Genomic DNA, 20,912 nt, shown 5'->3' on the forward strand with positions numbered 1-20,912 from the left:
CCTTTGCGGTCAGCCTTCCTGGTGCGCTTCGCTTCTCGTCGATCGATAGGACAGCGGCGGGACTTGGAAGTACACCTTAAACGCTCTTGTAAACGCGTACAAATTCGGATAGCCCAGCGACAGGGCGACTTCCGTAATCGTCGCGTCCGTGCCGGTCAACAGTCCGACCGCCTTGTCCATGCGGATCTTCTGGATGTACTTCATCGGCGACATGCCGACCTGCCGGGCGAACATGTCGGAGAAGTACGAGCGGTGTACGCCCGCGAACGCCGCTACCTGCTGCACGGATATGCCCTCCGTCGCGTGAAGCTCGATAAAATCCAGGGATTCGCGAATCCATCCGGCATGCGACTCATGCGACTGTTCGTCGAACGGCGTCGAATCCGGGATCAGACCGGCGAACAGCCCGCACATCATCCCTTGCAGCGCCATCGCTTCGGCCGGCTTCAGACGTTCGGCGACGGCAAGCGCATCGAGGATGCTTTCGGCCGACGCCATCACGCCAGGCGTGACCGCCTCTCTCCGGTAGGGCCGATCCGGGGTCACCCCCGCCAGCTCGAGCAGCGGACCGACTCTTGCGCCGTCGAGCGCCAGCCAGCTCATTCGAAGCGGCGCTTCCGAAGGCAGTTGACGGTAATGATACGTTTGCCCGGGGAACAGGCAGAACAGGTCTCCTTTTTGCAGCTCAGCCGCGATCTCCGCGCTTTCGATGCCCACCTTGCCCTCGGATATGAAATGGAGGCTGTAGCACTCGATCCTTTTCGGCCCGACCTCATACGAAGGCTTGGCGATGCTGCGTCCCGCGCGGACCGGCCATAGCTGACTCTGTCTGTCCAACCCGCCGGGCGTATAATAAATGAAATGGGCATATTCGTACTCGTACTCCTGCATCATCCCGGAAAACACCCCTTCCGCTCCGTCCCAATTCTGGTCAATAGCTAACAAAATGACAACAGTCATCTAACATCCTGCTATTTATTAAGCGTTACCATTTCCCTATTATCATACTAGGAGGGGATCATCCTTGTCGAGAAAACCTAACATTTTGCTCATCACTAGCGACCAGCAGCACTGGCAAACGATCGGTGCCCGCAACCCCGAATTGTCGACGCCCAACCTGGATCGCCTCGTCCGCGAGGGAACGACATTCGACAGGGCCTATTGCCCGAATCCGACCTGTACGCCGAGCAGAGCGTCGATTCTGACCGGCATGTATCCAAGCCAGCACGGGGCATGGACGCTCGGCACGAAGCTGCTGGAGGACCGGCATACCGTAGGCGAGGACTTCGCGCAAGCGGGCTATCGGACCGCGCTGATCGGCAAAGCGCATTTTCAACCGTTGAAGTCGACCGAAGCATACGAATCAATCGAGGCCTACCCGCTTCTTCAGGACCTGGATTACTGGCGGAATTTCGACAAGACGTTTTACGGCTTCGACCATGTCGAACTGGCTCGCAACCATACAAACGAGGCCCATGTCGGACAGCATTACGCCCTGTGGCTGGAGGAGAGAGGCTGCGCGAACTGGCGGGACTATTTCCGGGCGCCCACAGGCACGATGGACCCCGATTCGACGTACAAATGGCCGATTCCGGAGAAATATCATTACAATACGTGGATCGCGGAGCGCACAAACGCGATGATGGAGACGTACCAAAAAACCGACGAGCCCTTTTTCCTCTGGGCCAGCTTTTTCGATCCACATCCCGAATATTTGGCGCCGGAGCCATGGGATACGATGTACGACCCGGACAAGCTGACGATTCCCGCGCTCGTTCCGGGCGAGCACGACCGCAATCCGCCGCATTTCGGACTCACCCAGGAGGAAGAGCCGGATTTCTCGTTTCTGGCCGAGACCGGCTACGGCATTCACGGCTATCGTTCGCATCTATATTACGAATATGGCTCGAAGTTCAAATTGACGGCGTACGACAAAAAAAAGCTGGTCGCCGTGTACTATGGCATGATCAGCCTGATGGACAAATATATCGGCCGGATTCTCGATCGGCTGGACGAGCTTGGCTTGGCCGAAGACACCCTGGTCGTCTTTACGACGGATCACGGCCACTTTTTCGGCCAGCACGGCCTGCAGGCAAAGGGCGGCTTCCATTACGAGGATTTAATCAAGCTCCCCTTTATCGTTCGTTATCCGGGCCGCGTGCCCGCAGGCCGCCGCTCCGATGCCATCCAATCGCTGGTCGACCTCGCGCCGACGTTCCTGTCCTTCTGCGGCATTCCGATCCCGCCGTCGATGACGGGCGTCGATCAAAAGGAGGTTTGGCTCGGCAATCGTACCAAGGCGCGGGATCACGCGATCTGCGAGTTCCGCCACGAACCGACGACGATCCACCAGAAAACTTACGTGGACGAGCGATACAAAATAACCGTCTACTACAATCAAACCTACGGCGAGCTATTCGACCTGAAGGAAGATCCGGGCGAGCTTCGGAATTTGTGGGACGAGCCGACGGCCGAGCGGTTAAAAACGGAACTGCTCTTGAAATATATATGGGCGGAGCTTGGCAAGGAGCCGATGCCGATGCCGCGGATTCATCACGCCTGACGGCCAAACAAAGAAGCTTTTCCGGCTGCGCCCCGCAGGCGCCCGGAAAAGCTTCGGTATGCTTTATAGCGTTCGCGTCTATTCTGTTAGATCCTCGCCGTTCTGCTTCATCGTCTCGTAGCGGGCGATCTCCTCGCGCAGCTTCCTGGCCTTCTCAAGCGGCTTTTTAACGTAGTGGATATATTCGACGGCGGCGTGGTGGTCCGGCTTTTTGCCGTTCAACAATTTGCGCAGCGTCGACATCGTTCGATAGGCTTGCTCTTCCTTCTGAATCCGTCGCTCGTAGCGCTGAACCATCTGCTCGATCTCCGCCACTTCCTCGAGCCTTTTGGCAATGAGCGCATCCAGCAAAGAATGAACCTCGGCTTGCGGAGCCGATACGGCCGTTGACGGTACAGCTTGCTCAATCGGCTTCGTCATGAAATATCACCTGTCTATTCCTGTGAAGATTCATCACACGTAAGCCAATTGTATCGGATAATCGCCAAGTTGAGAACCCTTATGTCAGCTATTTTTCAGGAAGAGATCACAATATCGATGCCGATGACGCCGATCGGGCGGCCGTCGGCACTCTGCAGCGGCGTCGAGACGGTCACGCAGGGCTTTTTGGTAATCGCGGACAAGTAAACCTCCGATACGAAAATCTCCCCGTCGATCGCTTTTTTCCACCATTCTCGGCTGCGCGCGTTGAGCAGACCCGCCACCGGTTCGGAGTAAATGAAGGAGCCGTCGGACCGGTTGGACCAGATCGCCTCGACTCCTGCCGTCTGCGCGAGCCAGCCGGACAGCACCCTGCGATGAATCCCCTCGTCCAGCCCGCCGAGCGCCGGATCGGCCGCCATCGTCGTTATAAATTGCGTCCATCTTTCCTTTTCGGCGAGCCCGGTATCCGACCACACCTTTCCGCCGGCCTGATGGACGGCGCCGATCAGTTCGTCCGCAGAAGCTTTAAGCTCCGTCGACACCCTGCCGAGCTTGGCCGTCTCCTCGCGCTGCTTGACGTTCTGGGCAAGCGTATCGTCGATGCTGGACATCATCTGATTGACCGAGTCCACGACGTCCTTGAGCATCGCATTGGCCGCCGAAGTCCGGTCCGCCTGCTCGGCCGCCGCAGTCAGCGTCTTGCCGACCTGGCCGTCCACCTTCAAAATATGGTTGTAGATCGCGTCCATTCGGTCGCGATTGACCTTCATCTCGGCCAGTCCGCGCGCGACCGACTGCTTCTCCTCCGCCACCGACGCGACGACCTGCCGGATGCCCGCCTCGATATCGCGGACGATGCCTGTCGACTGCTTGACCGCGACGCCGCTCTGCTCCGCGAGCTTGCGTATCTCCTGGGCGACGACGGTGAAGCCGCTGCCATATTCGCCCGCATGTGCAGCTTCGATCGCCGCATTCAGCGCCAACAGAGACGTTTGTGACACGATCTCCTGTATCAGCTCGTTCATTTGCGTAATTTTGGAAGCTTCGGCGATCAGTCCGCTGACGCGTTCTTCCATCGTGCCGTGATGTCTGGCCAGATCGTTCATCACTTCGTCGGTCTGCAGCATTGAACGGCACACGTCGATCACGACGTCTCTGGCTTCCTGGCTTTGCTTGCTCATGCTCTCGGAGTTCGAGCGTATCTCCTCCGATGCGGCCGCCACCTCTTGCAGCGCGGAAAACGCCTCGTCCAGCCGCCCTGCCGCCAGCCTGCTCTGCTGCCGCAGACGATCCTCCTGGACGGCGGACCGGTCGGCGATCGCCTCCAGCTGCCCGACGCTCGAATCCACCTCGCCCACCGCGGCCTGAAGCCGGTCGGAGATGACGACCGCTTCGCCGACCATCGTGCGCAGCTTATCCTGGTCCGCCTCGTATGCCGCCCCTGACGTCGTGCCGGCAACCGCTCCGGCTTTCGCGCCGAAGTTCCCGCCGGACCTGGCATCGGCCCCCTTGCGCTTCGCTCCGGCTTCGTCCGTCTTACTGAACCACTTCCGCCATTCGGCCATCTGCGAATCGCCCCCGATTCTTATCGACATCTTCTACAACAATCGACATAATGTAATAATTGCTAACATTATATATGTCCGCAGGACAAAATAAAAGAGGAACCTCGCGGTTCCTCTCGCTTATATGCAAATCGCTATAAATCCATGGCTCCTGCGCCGCCGGCTTCGGCCTTCAATCGGGCCTTCCCCCGGTGGATGCGGGCTTTGACGGTTCCGACCGGCACCTGCAGGGCAGCCGCGATCTCGTCGTCCTTGAACCCGTAGTAAAACTTGTAAAGCAGCAACGTGCGCGTCGCCGGCTCCAGCCGCCCGAGAATATCGGTCAGCTCTGCCATCGTCTCCGGCTCGCTAAGCCTGCCGGCTCCGGACTCCCCGGCCGCATAGTCCTCGCTGAGCTCGCTGACGGGCTTGACGCGTCTGGCGCGGTTGGCGTTCAGCGCCAAATTGGCGGCAATCGTCTTCGCCCACGGAATAATCTTGTTGCTCTCCCTGAGCGTGTCCCGCTTTTCCAAGATTCTGACCCATGCTTCCTGGACCACGTCGGTTGCGTCGCTCTTGTGATGAAGCCTATGACGGGCCACCCGCAGCATCTCCCGATACAGCTCGTTCAGAAGTTCATCCTCGATAGCGGATTGTTCGCGACTTCCGATTTCTCCGCGGGAGTTCGTCATGCCTTAATGTCACTCCTTAGGCCTTTTGATCCTCATCTCCTTTATTTTAACATATGGATTCCGATCGTAATATCATAAATATACTAAGAATCGAATTTTTTGTCGGACAAGTCCTGGCCCGCCACCGCCACCTCGTTCATCTCGTCCAGCATCGTCTCCGTCACCCGTCCGCTTCCGCGGCGAATGACTCTGACTTCGACCTGCTTTTTGCCCCATTCCTTGAACACTTGGCGGGTTGAGGGAAAATAAAGATCGATGCGCTTCCCCTTGATCCGCGATCCGGTATCCGCGACGCAGCCGTAGCCGTAGCCGGGAATATACAGGAGCGTGCCCAATGGAAATACGCGCGTATCGGCGGCAATTGTCGACACCTTGCTGCGCCTGACCTTGACGCCGGAATATGTCACGCCGTATTGCGGATGTCCCGGGCGTTTGCCCGTGGACTCCACCCCCGCCGTATAGCCCGTCGCCAGGACGGAGACGGTCGCCGGGGAATAGGACTCCTCGCGTTCTTCCTCCGCGGCGGCCGCTTCCGCGCCGGCTCGCGGGACGTTCGTACCGGTCCATGCGGCGGCTGCGACGAGCAGCGTGAGGGCGGATCTGTAAAAAAAGCTTGCGGGCATCTGCAACATTCCTCCTAGAGGGAGAATGTCCAAAGCCCGCAAGCTTTATGCACGATGACCAGGCGCCTATTCAGTCGGTGCGTTTGCTGTCGATGTCGCCCTTGATGCGCGCGATAAACGCGTCGATCGGCTCGGCGCCGATGTCGCCTTCGCCGCGGCGGCGGACGGAGACGGTGCCTGCCGCGGACTCGTTCTCGCCCACGACGAGCATGTACGGCACCTTCTCGAGCTGCGCCTCGCGAATCTTATAGCCGAGCTTCTCGTTGCGAAGATCCGCCACGACGCGTACGCCGGCTTCGCGGATCTTGTCCTCGAGCTCGCGCGCATAGGGCTCGAACGCTTGGCTGACCGGCAGGATCTTGGCCTGAACCGGGCACAGCCAGACCGGCAGCGCACCCGCGAAGTTCTCGAGCAGGAACGCGGTCATGCGCTCCATCGTGGAGATGATGCCGCGGTGGATGACGACCGGACGATGCTTTTTGCCGTCGTCGCCGACATATTCAAGCTCAAAGCGATCGGGCAGCAGCACGTCGATCTGCGCGGTCGAGAGCGTCTCTTCCTTGCCGAGCGCCGTCTTGACCTGCACGTCCAGCTTCGGTCCGTAGAACGCCGCTTCGCCTTCCGCCTCGAAGTACGGCAGTCCGAGCTCGTCCACGACTTCGCGCAGCATGCGCTGCGTCGTTTCCCACATATGATCGTCCGGCCAGTACTTCTCCTTGTCCGCCGGATCGCGATAGGACAGCCGGAAGCGGTATTCCTTCAGGCCGAAGTCTTCGTACACGCGCTGAATCAGCTGCACGACGCGCTTGAATTCGTCCTTGATCTGGTCGAGCCGGCAGAAAATGTGCGAATCGTTGAGCGTCATCGCGCGCACGCGGTGCAGGCCGGTCAGCGCGCCCGACATCTCGTAGCGGTGCATCGTGCCGAGCTCGGCGATCCGGATCGGCAGGTCGCGGTAGCTGCGCATCTCGCTCTTGTACACCATCATATGATGCGGGCAGTTCATCGGGCGCAGGACGAGTTCCTCGTTGTCCATTTGCATCGGCGGGAACATATCCTCCTGGTAGTGCTCCCAGTGACCCGAGATTTTGTACAGCTCGACGTTGGCGAGCACCGGCGTATACACGTGCTGGTAGCCGAGCTTCTCCTCCAGGTCGACGATATAGCGTTCGAGCATCTGGCGCACCTTGGCGCCGTTCGGCAGCCAGAGCGGCAGCCCTTGTCCGACCTCGCGGGAGAAGGTGAACATGCCGAGCTCCTTGCCGAGCTTGCGGTGGTCGCGCTTCTTCGCTTCCTCGAGGAAATGCAGATGCTCGTCAAGCTGCGCCTTCTTGGCGAACGCGGTGCCGTAAATGCGCTGCAGCATCTTGTTCTTGCTGTCGCCGCGCCAGTATGCGCCCGCCACGCTCAGCAGCTTAAACGACTTGATGCGGCCGGTCGAAGGCAAGTGAGGCCCGCGGCACAGGTCGAAAAATTCGCCTTGATCGTAGATCGTAATCTCCGCGTCCTCCGGCAACCCGTTGATGAGATCGAGCTTAAGCGGATCGCCGAGCTCGGTGTAAATCCGGAGCGCTTCCTCGCGGCTGACGACGCGGCGGACGATCGGCAGGTCCTCCTTGACGATTTTCTCCATCTCGGCTTCGATCTTCGCCAGATCGTCCGGCGTGATCGACTGCTCCATGTCGATATCGTAGTAGAAGCCGTCCTCGATAACGGGACCGATACCGAGCTTCACGGCCGTATCGCCGTAAAGGCGCTTGATTGCCTGCGCCATCAAGTGAGCGGTGCTGTGCCGCATCACTTCGACGCCGTCGGCGGAGTCGAGCGTCACGATCTCGACCTTGGCGTCCGGCGTCAGCTCCGCGTTCAGGTCGACGACCTTGCCGTCCAGCTTGCCGGCAACGGCATTTTTCTTCAGTCCCGGGCTAATCGAGCCCGCGACGTCGGCGATGTTGGAGCCGTCCTCGTATTCGCGGACCGCTCCGTCGGGCAGCTTGATTTGTACAGTCATGGCGATGGCCTCCTTGGCAGCGTGGAAATTGGGTTGGGGACAAAGCAACGCAAAAAAGCGCCCGCCCCCGGTAAGGGACGAGCGCCTGTGTATGGCGTCCGTGGTTCCACCCTCGTTCAATCGCCGCGCCTGCCGCTCATTGCGGAGTACGGACGATTCTCTAGGCATGAGTAACGGTCATGACCCGGCAGCGCTTAATGGTCAAGCCGCGTGCCGCCCGTTCGCGCGTGCGCGAATGATGCAGTCATGCCGCTTGCGTTCGGTGCTGCGGCTCGAAAGGGGTCGACGCTTGCCGTTGCCGGAAGGAACTTGCAGCCAAGGTTCCTCTCTCTGGGCCGTCCGTTGCAGCGCCGCTGTCTTTTTCACAGCCGATACGTTGCATTATACCCGCATCCAGCCGACTGCGTCAAGACGCAGGGACGATTCGCGCGGCCTGCGGATGCGCCTGTGCACGCGTCCGCTTCAGCGCGGCATCGGATGGTCGCAGATCGCGGCACGCTCGCCGAAAATGCCCATGAGCGTCCGCACGACCTGCGCGTCCGGCTCGTCGGTATGAATGTATAGCCGTCTTGGACTGGCCGCCAACAGCCGGGTGACCAGCAAGCTTTCGCGATCCTGCTGGTCGGACGCCGCTTGCAAAATCGGCTCGGTGACGGCTTCGTCCTCCAGCGGGCGCATTTTCTCGTCGAGCAGCGTCGGTCCTTGCCCCCCGCCATGAAGCACATGAATGGCCGGCAGCCCCGTCTCCTGCCCTTTCACCATCGATTGCAGCAGGCGCATGAACTCCTGGTATTGCCGATCCATCAGCATTTCTTCGACAGCCGTTTCCGCCGCTTCCTTCAGCTCCTCGGCATGCTCGCGCATCCGAAACCGCATGAAGCCGTCCAGGTGAAGCGACCCGTGCCGCCACAAATAATCGCCGAGTTTCGTTGCGATCCTGACCAGTCTCCGCCTCCTGCCTTCGCCAGGCGCTGCCTCGGTACCGCCCGATTCGGCATCCGGCAGCTCTCCGTTCATGAGGATGGTCGCTTCCCGCATCCCCGTCTTAATTTCCTTCGGATCGCGCGTACCCAGCCTGCGCTGCATGAATCGTTCGAGCGTCTGCGGCTCCTTGACCGACAGCACGAACTCCGCCAGCACCAGGCCCACCTTGTCGCAAAATTCCCTTTGTCCCGCCGAGATATCCAGCTTGCACACGATGGCGTCGCCGCGTTCGGCAAGGCGCCACGGGCCTTGTCCCGCGCTGTCGGCCAGCCCCTCGAAAGCGTCGTTCATCATGCGCTGCAGCCTGCTGCGCGCCTCCGGACCGCCGTACAGACTAACGACCCACTGCTCCCTGTTCATCCGCTCACCCCCGGCTTCCTGTTCTTAAGCTATATGGTGACCGGAATCGCGATATACGATCGCTCGACGCATGTGGTATATTTTATTAATTTGCGGCTGGTAAAATGCGGATTCGGCGGAGATGATTTTGAAGAGGCGCGGGGGGGGGGGGGGGGGGGGGGGCGAATTGGTGGGAAGAGGGCTGGGAGGCGGCCGTAGGGGGCGATGAGTGCCGTTGTGCGCCAGGCGGCCGGGCCGCGCTTCGGGCGATCGCCTTCTCTACGAGAGGCGATGTGCGCCGTCGGGTCGCACTTTGGGCAATCGCCTTCTCCACGAGAGGCGATGTGCGTCGTCGGGTCGCGCTTTGGGCGATCGCCTTCTCTACGAGAGGCGATGTGCGTCGCCGGGTCGCGCTTCGGGCGATCGCCTTCTCTACGAGAGGCGATGTGCGCCGCCGAGCCGCGCTTCGGGCAATCGCCTTCTCTACGAGAGGCGATGAGCGCCGTCGGGCCGCGCTTCGGGCGATCGCCTTCTCTACGAGAGGCGATGTGCGCCGCCGAGCCGCGCTTCGGGCAATCGCCTTCTCTACGAGAGGCGATGAGCGCCGTCGGGCCGCGCTTCGGGCGATCGCCTTCTCTACGAGAGGCGATGTGCGCCGTCGGGTCGCACTTTGGGCGATCGCCTTCTCTACGAGAGGCGATGGGTGTCGCCGAGCCGCACTTCGGGCAATCGCCTTCTCCACGAGAGGCGATGTGCGTCGTCGGGTCGCGCTTTGGGCGATCGCCTTTTCTACGAGAGGCGATGTGCGTCGTCGGGTCGCGCTTTGGGCGATCGCCTTCTCTACGAGAGGCGATGAGCGCCGTCGGGTCGCGCTTTGGGCGATCGCCTTCTCTACGAGAGGCGATGTAGATCGTTTGCACTGTCCGGCTTGCGAGGGGTAGCGTCAAGAAATTTGTGTAAGTAAGGCATCTCATCATCGTACGCATACGGTTGTCGTGGAACTGGGGAGCACAGCCCAAGCGAAGGCGCGGGTGGATACGGTGCTTTTTTGCGCTTATCGGCACCGCCCTGAGTGTCGCAGAGGTGGCATTAGTGTCTTTTTGCGTTTACAGGCATGGAGTTGCACGGTTTTTGCGTGTTTCTCCGGCTAGCGGCGTCAGGTTCTGCGGGAATTACACGGTTTTTCCGTGTTACTCCGCACCAGGCAACGGCAGCCAGTAGCCTCCCATTCCCCAGTCATCCTATTTTCCTACAAGTCAAATAAAGCCTTCCCAACCGCTCTTCAACCGAGCAGCCGGAAAGGCTCATACGCTAAAATCAGTTCTGCATAATAAAGTCCCGCGCCACGCTCTCGTCCTCGTTGTACACCTTCAGAATCTCGTACCGCGTATTCCGCTGTGCTGGAATCTTCCCGGCTTCGCGAATGAGCTTGAGAATGAGTTCGATGTTGACCTTGTGCGTGGTGCCGGCGGCGGAGACTACGTTCTCTTCCATCATCGTGCTGCCAAAGTCGTTGCAGCCGTAGGTGAGGGACAGCTTGCCGATCTCTGGCCCCATCGTCACCCAAGAGGATTGGAAGTTGTCGATATTGTCGAGCGCGATGCGGCTGATCGCCAGCGTCTTGAGATATTCCTCCGGCGTCGCCTTCTCGCGCTTCATGTTCGTATTGTCCGGCTGGAATGTCCACGGAATAAACGCGAGGAAGCCCTTGGACGGATAACCGTTGTTCAGGCACTCGTCCTGCGCTTCGCGCACCCGCAGCAGATGCAGCGCGCGCTCCTCCATCGTCTCGCCGAAGCCGATAACCATCGTCGCCGTCGTGTTCATGCCGATCTTGTGCGCGGTCGTCATGACGTCCATCCAGTCGCGCCAGGAGCCCTTCAGCCGGCTAATCTTGCGGCGTGTGCGATCGTCCAGAATCTCCGCGCCGCCGCCCGGCAGCGAGTCGAGCCCGGCCGCGTGGATCTGACGGATGACCTCCTCAAGCGACAGACCGTCCGAGACGTCCTTCATCTTGTGAATCTCGGCCGGAGAGAAGGAGTGCATCGTAATCTCCGGAAAACGAGCCTTGATCTTGCGCAGCAGGTCCAGGTAGTAGCCGAACTTCAAATTCGGATTCGTCCCGCCTTGCATGAGAATCTCGGTTCCGCCCACATCGACGGTCTCTTGAATTTTCTGCAAAATGAGTTCATCCGGCAGCACATAGCCTTCGTTCGAGCCCGGCGCACGATAGAAGGCGCAAAAACGGCAGTACACGTCGCAAATATTCGTGTAGTTCACGTTGCGGCCGACGACGAACGTCGTGATCGGATCGGGATGGCGCCGCAGCATCAGCTCGTTCGCCGCCGCTCCCATTTTCTCGATCTCGTCCGACTCGAACAGCTTGACGACATCTTCCAAATCCAAGCGCTGGCCTTGCAGCGCGCGTGATAGTATTCCATCCACCGCACTCATCGTTCAAGCCTCCTTCACTATGCCCTTATTCTAACGCTGTTCCGCGTCCTTGTCATGCATTTCTTTGTGAAATAAATCACGATTAACGCCGAATAAAAAGGTGCCTCCCACGATCAGGAAGCAACCAAGCCGCGTCTAACTTTTATCCGTTCCTTCATTTCTTGGAAAATCTCGCGCTCATGTGCGTGCAAAAGCGGATTCGGTCGCGCGAAATAATAGCCCTGCCCCATGCTCACGTTCAGCCGGAACAGCACGTCCGCCTCTTCCTCGCGCTCGACGCCTTCGGCGACGACATCGCTGTTCATCTCCTCCGCCGCGGTTACGATCGCCCGCAGCAGGCTTTCCTTGACCTTGTACCGGTCCACGAACTGGATGACCGAACGATCGATCTTGATCAGCTCCGGCATCAGCTCGCCGATCCACTGGAGGCTCGAGTAGCCGGATCCGGCGTCGTCGATGGCGAAGCGGTATCCCTTTGCGCGGAAACGGTCCAGAATCCCTGACATCTCCCCCAGATCGTGGATCTCGTGGCGCTCGGTGATCTCGAGCACGATCTGCCCGGGCGACAACAACGGATGCCGCTCCAAACACTGGTCCAGATGCGCCATGAACAGCGGATGCGCCAACGTCACCGGCGTGACGTTCAGAAATACCGGCTCGCTGATTCGCCGGCTCGCGATCTCCTCCAGCGCATGCCTGATCACGATAAATTCAAGCTTGCTGAGCAGCTTGCTCTGGCCCGCGAAGCGGAACAGCTCGTCGGGCATATGGAAGACGCCCGCGGCCGGGCCGCGCGTCAATATCTCCCAGCCGTATACGTCGCCGCTTCGCAGATCCACGATCGGCTGCGCCAGCACCGAGATTCGGCCCTCTGCGAGTATCTCGTCCAGTTGCCTGCGCGCTTCGATGACCTGCGGCGTGACCGCGCCTGTGGCGAGCGCGAGCGCGAAGTCGAACGTCTCCTTCAGCAGCGCCGCCGCGTCGGCGGAGGACGCCTGATTAGCGCCAGCGCCCGATACGGGCACGTACGTGCCATTCAGTTGCCAATACTCCGCAGCTTCGGGCAGGACGGCGGCAGTGCCGCCCTCGAATGCGTGCCGCAGCAGCTCGAGCCTGCGGAAAAGCGCGACCGGCACGAACGACTCGTCCGGATTGTGCGGCGCGCTGACGAGCACGACGTAGTCCTGCGGACCGTACTGGTCCATGCCGATCAGCTCGCGTGCGCCGAACTGCTCGCGCGCGAGCAGCGTAAGCTGCCTGCGGCTGGCCGAGGACAGCTGCCGCTCTTCTTCGCGGCTGTGTTGACGATGCTCGGGATCGGCCTTGCCCTCCCAGCGGTACAACGCTAAAAAGCAGGCTTCTCCGCGACCGAGACGCCGCCGCAGCAGAGATAGGATCGGCCGCCGAATCGTAAAATCCGGCGGGAAGGCGTTCAACCGGCCATTCGGAAGAAACGCCTTGGCAATCGTCTTTAATCTCTCAAGCAGCATCGTTGGGGTCACGTCCTCGCCTGCCTTGTCGTTTCGAATGTCGAATGTTGCTATTTTATCACGTATCGGAATGCTCGGAAAGGCGAATGCTGGAAATCCCCGGCTCAGCCTGGTCAGATCTGGTCTGGTCTAATCTGGTCTAGTCTGACCTGGTCTAGTCTGGTCCGCTGTGCGTGAGCTTCCTTTCAGGCGCTCTCGACAGTCCGGCAGACCTTCGTCAGTCTTCCAGCGCCTGCGCTAGATCGCGGATCAGATCGTCGATATCCTCCAGCCCCACCGAATAACGTACCAGCCCGTCGGTAATGCCCCGCGCCGCCCTGACCTCGGCCGGCATCGCGGCATGGGACATCATCGCGGGATACGACAGGATGCTCTCGACCGCGCCGAGGCTGACCGCCACGATCGGAATGCGGACCTTGCCGAGCAGCCGCCGCGCATTCTCGCCGCTTCCCGCGTCGAACGAGACGACGGCGCCGTAGCCCTGCGACTGACGCTCGTGAATGTCTTTGCCCGGATGCCCGTCCAATCCGGGGTAATAGACGCGCGCCACGCCCGGATGCTCGCTCAGCCACTGCGCCAGCTTGCGCGCGCCGCGCTCGCTCGCTTCCATCCGCACCTGCAGCGTCTTCATGCCGCGCATGAGCAGCCAGCTCTCCTGCGTGCCGAGCACCGTCCCGAGGCCGTTCTGCAGCGCCTTGACGCGCCGGCCGAGCTCCTCGCCGGCCGTGACGATCAACCCGGCGAGCACATCGCTGTGGCCGCCCAGAAACTTGGTGGCGCTATGGATCACGAGGTCGACGCCGAGCTCGATCGGGCGCTGATGGTAAGGCGTCATGAACGTATTGTCGAGCATCGTGAGCAGCTCTTGTTCCTTGGCCCAATCCGCGACCCGCTTGACGTCGGTAATCTTGAGCGTCGGGTTGGACGGCGTCTCCATGAAGATTGCCTTCGTGTTCGGCCTGCGGGCGGCGACGACCTGCTCGAAATCGGTCATGTCGACGAAGGTGGAATCGATCGCCAGCCGGTTCAGCACGGTCGTCAGCAGCCGGTACGTTCCGCCGTACACGTCCTCGGTAACGATGACGTGGTCGCCTGCCGAGAGCAGCAGAAATGCCGTAGAGATCGCGGACATGCCGGAGGAAAACGCGAACCCGCGCGTTCCGCCTTCCAATAGAGCGATGTAGGACTCCAGCGCTTCGCGGGTCGGATTGCCCGAGCGGCTGTAGTCATGCTTCGGCGGCTGCTCCAGATCGAAGTGGTGGAACGTCGACGCCTGGTAGATCGGCACGCTCGAGGCGCCCGTCGCTTCGTCGATCTCCGCGCCGAAGTGAATCAGCTTGGTGGCGAATTCGCGGTCTCCCGCATGCCGGTCGTTCGGATGCGTCACGCGCGTTCGCCCCCGATCTCCGCGTTGGCGGCCTCGATTGCTTGTCCCAAATCTTCGATCAGGTCGTCGATATGCTCGATGCCGACGGAGAAGCGCAGCAGGCGGTCGTCGACGCCGACCTTCCGGCGGATCTCCTCGGGAATGTCGGCATGCGTCTGCACGGCCGGATACGTCAGCAGCGACTCGACGCCGCCAAGGCTCTCCGCGAACGCGATCAAACGCAGATGCCGCAAGATCGGCTCGATCGTGCGGGCGTCCTTCATGCGGAAGGAGAAGATGCCTGTGCTGCCCGATGCCTGCCGCTTCTGGACGTCGTGACCCGGATGCGTCGGCAGCGCCGGATGATAGACCGACTCGACGGCGGGATGTTCGGCAAGCCACTCCGCCAGCTTAACCGAGTTGAACTCGTGCCGCTCCATCCGCAGCGCCAGCGTCTTCATGCCCCGCATGAGCAACCAGGAATCCTGCGGACCGAGCACCGCGCCGATCGAGTTGTGGAGGAATGCCATCTCATCGGACAACGCCTGTCCCTTCGTGACGATCAGTCCCGCGAGCACGTCGTTGTGGCCGCCGAGATACTTCGTCGCGCTATGAATGACGATGTCGGCGCCCAGCTCGATCGGACGCTGAAGATACGGCGTGAGGAGCGTGTTGTCGACGATCGTCAGAAGTCCATGCACCTTGGCCCAGGACGCGACCGCGGCGATGTCCGTGATCATCATAAGCGGGTTGGTCGGCGTCTCGATTAGGACCGCGCGGGTCGCGGGCGTGCGCAGCGATTCGAGCGCATCCAGATCGTTCGTGTCCACATAAGAGGCGGTAACGCCGAAGCGGGACATGATCTTCTCGAGCAGGCGGTAGGTGCCGCCGTACAGATCGAGGGAGACGATCAGGTGGTCGCCTTGCTTGAATAGGGCGAAGATCGTCTGAAGCGCGGCCATGCCGGAGCTGCAGGCGAAGCCGCGGTCTCCGCTCTCGAGCTGCGCGGCCGCTTCCTCGAGCACGGTTCGCGTCGGACTCTTCGTGCGGGCGTAGTCGAAGCCCGTGCTTTGTCCGAGCTTGGGATGGCGGAACGCGGTCGCTTGATACACCGGGAAGCTGACGGCGCCGGTCGCCGGATCCTCCTGCGAACCGATTTGGGCAAGGCGGCTTTCGATTTTCATAAATTAAATTCCTCCATCGTCTTAGGTTGAACGCCTGGCGTCCGCGGACTTGCGATCGATCCCGATCCTTGCCGACTTCACGATTGCGATTGCGATGGCTTTGCTCCTGCGGCTGCTCCGCTCAAATGCCCGCGCCCAGGTCGTACGGCGTCTCCTGGTAAACGTAGTAGTTCAGCCAGTTGGAATATAGAAGGTTCGCATGCGCGCGCCAGGTCGACAGCGGCATTTTGGACGGATCGTCCTTCGGAAAATAATTTTTCGGCACGTTGATCCGCAGTCCCTTGGCCTTGTCGCGGTCGTACTCCCACTTCAGCGAGTTCGGATCGTATTCGGAATGTCCGGTTACGAAAATCTGCTTGCCGCCGCGCGACGCCACGATGTATACGCCCGCTTCCTCTGATTCGGCCCAAACCTCGAGCTGCTGCACCTTATCGATATCCTCGCGCCGAACCTCGGTATGCCTGGACTGCGGCACGTAAAACATCTCGTCGAACCCGCGCAGCAGCGGCACGTTGCGCTTCGCGATCGTGTGCGGGAACACGCCGAACAGCTTCTCCTCGAGACCCACCTTCGGCACGCCGAAGTGGTGGTACAATCCGGCTTGGGCCGCCCAACAAATATGGAAGGTCGAGGTGACGTACTTCGCGCTCCAATCCATGATGTCCTTCAGCTCTTCCCAATAGTTGACCTCTTCGAACGGCAGCGTTTCAACGGGCGCTCCCGTGATGATCAGGCCGTCGTAGCGCTGATGGGCGATCTCGTCGAACGTCTTGTAGAAGCTTTCCAGGTGCTCGGACGACGTATTTTTGGACGTATGGGTCTTGGGATGGAGCAGCACGACCTCCACTTGCAGCGGCGTATTCCCGATGAGGCGCAGCAGCTGCGTCTCCGTCGTTTCCTTCGTCGGCATCAAATTCAGTATCGCGATCCTCAGCGGCCGAATATCCTGGTGGTAGGCGACGCTTTCGTCCATGACGAATATGTTTTCTCCGGCCAATACTTCCTTGGCAGGCAAATTGTCGGGTACTTTGATGGGCATCGTATCACTCCTGTTCAGGTGGGTTGAAAAAAACAAAAGACCCGCTTTCGTCAGAAAGGGGTCGTCGTTAACAAACGGTTAATCGATCGCCTCTCTCATCTCCCAGAAACGTCCGAAACGAACGTCTTCGCAAGAATTAGCACCGTGCGTACGCTACGCCGGTTGCCGGGCTTCATCGGGCTAGTCCCTCCGCCTGCTCTTGATAAGATGGGCAAAACTATTCGGTTGTATGGGTTAAACTACAATTAATGTAACCGATCGGCCCGCTTCCGTCAAGCATCCGAACAGCCGCGCGAAATTGTCCTTGAAAGGGATGAAGCGGAGGATTATACTTAACACGGATTCGCCCGGACAGGGCGCATTCTAAGCTAAGCAGCGATCCGCAAAACGGAAGGGGGGAGCCGGTCATGGAAGGAGATCATCCTGGGCCAAGTCGCACATCCAGACGCATTGCCGCAGGACGAGAGTTCGCCACCGAAGCCCCGCGCTTGCCCGGCTCCGCCGAGTAAACCCCTTCGCGCGCGGATATTTCGCCCTGCATAATACGATAGCGCCGTACGCATGCGCCCTTCTGGACGGGCGCGCCGAACGGCGCTTAAGCCGATTATGACAAGGAGCGATATCCATGAAGATCCGCCTGGTCCGCCAAGGCGTATTCACGCCTGTTGAAGATATTACCGAGACGCTTATCCCGCCTGAAGAAGGCTTCTACTGGATCGATGCGGACGTCGACGATCTCGTCGTCCTGCAGCCGCTGTTCGGCATCCACGATCTGGCCGTCGAAGACTGCCTGACCGAGGAGGAGCAGCGCCCCAAGCTCGAGGTTTACGAGAGCCATTATTTTCTCGTCATCAACAGCATCCGGTTCGACGACGAGGAGATTTTCCTCCGCGCCCTGAACGTCTTCCTCGGAAGGCACTACCTGATCACCGTCACCCGCCAGAAGATCAACGAGCTGCGCAGCATCAAGCCGATACTGTGGGAGCAGGAGGTCAACTCGGCCGACCGGCTGATGTACCACCTCGTCGACATCGTCGTCGACAATTACTTCTCCGTCGGCGACCGGATCGAGGCCCGCATCGAGCAGCTCGAGGAAGATATTCTGATGCACACCAAGAAGTCGCATCTTACCGAGATCATCGGGCTGCGAAGCGAGATTTTGTGGCTCAAGAAAGTGCTCGGCCCGCAGCGCGACGTCATCGCGACGCTGAACAAGCGGGACCTGAGGCTCATCGACCATCAGCTGCAAAAGTACTTCATCGACATTCACGAAAATGCCGTCAAAATTTACGAAACGTTCGAAACGTACCGGGACCTGATGGGCAACTTGCGCGAAGCCTATCAGTCCAGCGTCGCCAACCGGGCCAACGAGATCATGCGCGTGTTCACGGCGTTGACGACAATCTTCATGCCCCTCACCTTCCTGACTGGGGTGTACGGGATGAACTTCGATTATATTCCCGGCATGCACGATCAGTACGGCTCCGTCGTGCTGCTGTGCATTATGATCGGACTCGGCTTTGGCATGTTCTACATTTTCCGCAAGAAGGATTGGTTATGAACGACGCCGGGCCGTTACCGCAGACAAGGCGCTCCTGATCCGCTGCAGCAGCAGCGAACGGGAGCGCCTTTGTCGTCGATACGCAATCAGGCCTGTGCGCCGCCCGCCGCAGGGGCCAGCGTTCGCGCGCCGTGGTCGCCATGGTCTGCGAACAGACCGCGCTTGCGGTGGTGCCGCCAGCGAAGGTACAACACGACGCCCCGGATATACTCGTCGAGAATCATGCCCGCATACACGCCGTACAATCCCCAGCCCAGTTGGATGCCGAGGACGTATGTAAGACCGACGGACACGAGCCACTGGCTGGGAATCGAGATCTTCATCATGTAGCGGCTGTCGCCGACCGCCACGATCGACTGGCCAAGCGCCATATTGAGCATCTTGCCCGGCTGCAGAATCAAGTTCAGCCACAGGAGAGCGATCGCCATGTCCACGATCCACGGGTCGTCCGTGAAAAAGGTGATGATCTGCTTGCGCAACAGAAGCATAAGCGCCGTGTTGAACATGACGAACGCCATGCCGTAGCCCATCGCCCGATAAGCGCTCCGGTACGCCTCTCTCAGCCTTCCCTGTCCGAACAGATAGGCGATTAATATCTGCACCGCCATCGCGTACGACCAACCGATCGTAAAAGCGAACGACTCCATCGTGTTCATATAAGTTCGCGCGGCCAGCTCCTGCGCGCCCATGATGCCGATGAGACCCGTGATCGCAAGCTGCGAGATCTGCCACGAGCCGCCGTTGATGCTGAGCGGCCAGCCGATCCGCAAAATTTCCTTCGACTTGCTCCAGTCCGGACGCAAAAATTCGCGAAGCCCGATCCGGCCGCCGAAAGCCGAACGGAACATGTACAGAAGCAGCACGACCGAAGCGGCCCGCACGAACAGCGTCGACAGCGCCACGCCGAACAGCCCCCACTTCGGAAAGCCCAGCAGTCCGAATATAAACAGCGCGTTCAGAAAAATGTGAACGATATTCATCGTGATCGCGATGTACATCGGCGAGCGCGTATTGCCCGTATTGCGCACGGCTGTAGACAGCGCGTTGCCGATGGCCGTGAAGATCATCCCGCCGCCGACGATCGACATATAATCCCGCGCGAGCGGACGGATATCGTGCGGCATGCCGAGCCATCCCGCAATCTGGCTGGCTCCGAAAACCATCAGCAGGCTGACGACGAGCCCGATCGCCCCCGTCAGTACGACCGAGACGATCGCAAGCTTGCGCGCCTCGTACGCATCGCCCGCGCCAAGCCGGTTGGCGATCAGAATGCCCGCGCCGCTGGCGACGAGCATAAAAACGACGATCACGGCATTAAAAAATTGATTGGAAAAGCCCACGACGGCCACCGCGTCGTCCGAAATACGGCTCACCATAAGCGTATCCGACGTGCCGATGGCGAACGCCAGAAACATCTCGATCATAATAGGCCACGTAAGTCGGCCGAGCTTCATTCTTTTGTCCAGTTCCATGTCGGTAAGCGCCCCTTGCCGAACCCGCATACGTGCCGATTCAATATCCTTGGCATCATATCATGTCCGGTTCGGCTGCAAAAGGGCGCTTTATAGCCATGAACGCGGGTTTATGGCCGAATTCCACCTTAAATGGCGATCTTCCTGCTTCTACGGAACGTTATGCGAAGCATGCGCAGCTTCTCGTACTGTCGCTCGGTCTCGGCATATTCTGAACCCGCCTGGGTCCCGTATACCCGCTGCTGCAGCGGCTTGAGAAACCGGTCGCCCAGCTCGTTCATGGCGCCCAAGGCCACTTCCTTCTCCTGCTCGGGCACGGCCGCAAGCTCCTGGTCGATCAGCGGCAGCACATCGTAGCCTTCGTCGTCGAGCTGTTCGATCCTCGCGATCAGCTCCCTGCGCGCGCACTGCATGCGCTCGGCCAGCTCCGCGAGCGTGCTGCCCTCGCGAATGCCCGCCAGCAGCTTGCGCTTCTCCTGAATGAGCGACAGGCTCTTGCCGTAGCGGTCCTCCCGTTGGGCGAACATCCAGGAAGCGTATTGTTCGGAAGTAACCGCGGCCGACACCCAGTCGAGCGGGAACGCATGGCTGCGCTCCGTCTTGGCCAGCATCGCGACCAGCTCCGCGCCGTACCGCTCCGCCTTGAGCTTGCCGAAGCCTGGCACCTGCTGCAGCTCGGCCTGGCTATGCGGCAGAAACACGGCCAAGCCGTGAAGCTCGCGGTTGGTCGCGATCATATACGCCGGGCGCTTCTCCTCGGCCGCCTTCGTTCTTCGCCAGACGCGAAGCGATTCGACGATCTCCTCCGAAGCCGGCCGACCGTCCGCATAGCACTGAAGGAGCGTCTGCAGCTGCGGCTTGCGCTCCCAGAACGGCGTATCCTCCAGCATGCCGTCCAGCATCGGACGGTACCCCTCCTTCATCCTGCCGGCGACGCCATGACGGAACGACGACAGCAGCTCCTCCCAACTCGTGCCCTCATACCAGATCGTCCGCTCCGTCGCTCCGCTCTCGGCCGTCTCTTGCCAGCCCGCGGTCCAATTGCCCTGCTCTTCCCCGATGAATACTTGTCCTTCGCGCCCCGCCGGGTAGCCGGTGCCTTGCTCGAGCCGATTCAGAAATACGATCTTCATAGCCTTCGTCCTCCTTGTAATGGGTCCGGCATCC

17 protein-coding genes and 1 riboswitch are annotated in these 20,912 nt (G+C 60.2%); of the genes, 3 read left to right on the forward strand and 14 right to left on the reverse strand.

The window, feature by feature from the left end:
• Nucleotides 1-9 precede the first annotated feature (9 nt).
• The gene (locus KVT38_RS16185; protein ID WP_306795321.1) at nt 10-960 is read right to left on the reverse strand and encodes an AraC family transcriptional regulator; all 951 of its coding nucleotides are present in this window, start codon (nt 958-960) and stop codon (nt 10-12) included.
• Between the two features lie 64 nt (nt 961-1,024).
• Between KVT38_RS16185 and KVT38_RS16190 the strand changes: the two genes are divergently transcribed.
• The gene (locus KVT38_RS16190; RefSeq protein WP_217594770.1) at nt 1,025-2,563 is read left to right on the forward strand and encodes a sulfatase family protein; all 1,539 of its coding nucleotides are present in this window, start codon (nt 1,025-1,027) and stop codon (nt 2,561-2,563) included.
• 78 nt (nt 2,564-2,641) lie between these two features.
• On the opposite strand, the gene KVT38_RS16195 is transcribed toward KVT38_RS16190, so the two are convergent.
• From KVT38_RS16195 to KVT38_RS16220, 6 genes are all read right to left on the reverse strand, one after another.
• On the reverse strand, nt 2,642-2,983 hold the full coding sequence (locus tag KVT38_RS16195) for a hypothetical protein (protein WP_217594771.1): 342 nt from the start codon (nt 2,981-2,983) through the stop codon (nt 2,642-2,644).
• A gap of 95 nt (nt 2,984-3,078) precedes the next feature.
• Nucleotides 3,079-4,551 carry a methyl-accepting chemotaxis protein gene (locus KVT38_RS16200; protein ID WP_217594772.1) on the reverse strand — a complete coding sequence of 491 codons (1,473 nt, stop codon included), beginning with the start codon at nt 4,549-4,551 and terminating at the stop codon, nt 3,079-3,081.
• A gap of 134 nt (nt 4,552-4,685) precedes the next feature.
• Nucleotides 4,686-5,222 carry an RNA polymerase sigma factor gene (locus tag KVT38_RS16205; protein WP_217594773.1) on the reverse strand — a complete coding sequence of 179 codons (537 nt, stop codon included), beginning with the start codon at nt 5,220-5,222 and terminating at the stop codon, nt 4,686-4,688.
• A gap of 83 nt (nt 5,223-5,305) precedes the next feature.
• Nucleotides 5,306-5,854 (reverse strand): 3D domain-containing protein, encoded by a 549-nt coding sequence (locus KVT38_RS16210; RefSeq protein ID WP_483298177.1) that lies wholly within the window; start codon nt 5,852-5,854, stop codon nt 5,306-5,308.
• Nucleotides 5,855-5,915: 61 nt separating this feature from the next.
• On the reverse strand, nt 5,916-7,856 hold the full coding sequence (gene thrS / locus KVT38_RS16215; RefSeq protein ID WP_217594775.1) for a threonine--tRNA ligase: 1,941 nt from the start codon (nt 7,854-7,856) through the stop codon (nt 5,916-5,918).
• A 462-nt stretch (nt 7,857-8,318) separates the two neighbouring features.
• Nucleotides 8,319-9,200: a putative sporulation protein YtxC gene (locus tag KVT38_RS16220; protein WP_217594776.1), complete on the reverse strand. Its 882-nt coding sequence runs from the start codon at nt 9,198-9,200 to the stop codon at nt 8,319-8,321.
• Nucleotides 9,201-9,523: 323 nt separating this feature from the next.
• Between KVT38_RS16220 and KVT38_RS16225 the strand changes: the two genes are divergently transcribed.
• Nucleotides 9,524-10,120, forward strand: coding sequence for a hypothetical protein (locus KVT38_RS16225; RefSeq protein ID WP_217594777.1), 597 nt, complete (start codon nt 9,524-9,526; stop codon nt 10,118-10,120).
• Nucleotides 10,121-10,496: 376 nt separating this feature from the next.
• Here KVT38_RS16225 and mqnC read toward each other — a convergent pair whose 3' ends face one another.
• From mqnC to metA, 5 genes are all read right to left on the reverse strand, one after another.
• On the reverse strand, nt 10,497-11,633 hold the full coding sequence (mqnC, locus tag KVT38_RS16230; RefSeq protein WP_217594778.1) for a cyclic dehypoxanthinyl futalosine synthase: 1,137 nt from the start codon (nt 11,631-11,633) through the stop codon (nt 10,497-10,499).
• Between the two features lie 113 nt (nt 11,634-11,746).
• Nucleotides 11,747-13,135, reverse strand: a complete 1,389-nt coding sequence (locus KVT38_RS16235; RefSeq protein ID WP_217594779.1) for an EAL domain-containing protein — start codon at nt 13,133-13,135, stop codon at nt 11,747-11,749.
• Between the two features lie 205 nt (nt 13,136-13,340).
• Nucleotides 13,341-14,510: a PLP-dependent transferase gene (locus KVT38_RS16240; RefSeq protein WP_217594780.1), complete on the reverse strand. Its 1,170-nt coding sequence runs from the start codon at nt 14,508-14,510 to the stop codon at nt 13,341-13,343.
• Entirely contained in the window at nt 14,507-15,673 is a 1,167-nt protein-coding gene (locus KVT38_RS16245; protein ID WP_217594781.1) for a PLP-dependent transferase, read from the reverse strand. Before KVT38_RS16245 ends, KVT38_RS16240 begins: the two co-directional genes overlap by 4 nt.
• 121 nt (nt 15,674-15,794) lie before the next feature.
• Complete coding sequence (gene metA, locus KVT38_RS16250; protein WP_217594782.1) at nt 15,795-16,712, reverse strand: homoserine O-acetyltransferase MetA; 918 nt, start codon at nt 16,710-16,712, stop codon at nt 15,795-15,797.
• A 92-nt stretch (nt 16,713-16,804) separates the two neighbouring features.
• A riboswitch (SAM riboswitch) is annotated at nt 16,805-16,921 on the reverse strand.
• Nucleotides 16,922-17,337: 416 nt separating this feature from the next.
• On the opposite strand from metA, the gene corA reads away from it, so the two are divergent.
• Nucleotides 17,338-18,273 carry a magnesium/cobalt transporter CorA gene (gene corA, locus KVT38_RS16255; RefSeq protein WP_217594783.1) on the forward strand — a complete coding sequence of 312 codons (936 nt, stop codon included), beginning with the start codon at nt 17,338-17,340 and terminating at the stop codon, nt 18,271-18,273.
• Between the two features lie 86 nt (nt 18,274-18,359).
• Here corA and KVT38_RS16260 read toward each other — a convergent pair whose 3' ends face one another.
• Together KVT38_RS16260 and KVT38_RS16265 are read right to left on the reverse strand one after the other, a co-directional pair.
• A complete protein-coding gene (locus tag KVT38_RS16260; RefSeq protein WP_217594784.1) occupies nt 18,360-19,745 on the reverse strand; it encodes an MATE family efflux transporter in 1,386 nt (461 codons plus the stop codon).
• Nucleotides 19,746-19,873: 128 nt separating this feature from the next.
• Entirely contained in the window at nt 19,874-20,878 is a 1,005-nt protein-coding gene (locus KVT38_RS16265; RefSeq protein ID WP_217594785.1) for an HRDC domain-containing protein, read from the reverse strand.
• Between the last annotated feature and the right edge of the window lie 34 nt (nt 20,879-20,912).

The sequence above is a fragment of the Cohnella sp. GbtcB17 genome, from assembly GCF_019091135.1.
Lineage (GTDB): Bacteria > Bacillota > Bacilli > Paenibacillales > Paenibacillaceae > Cohnella.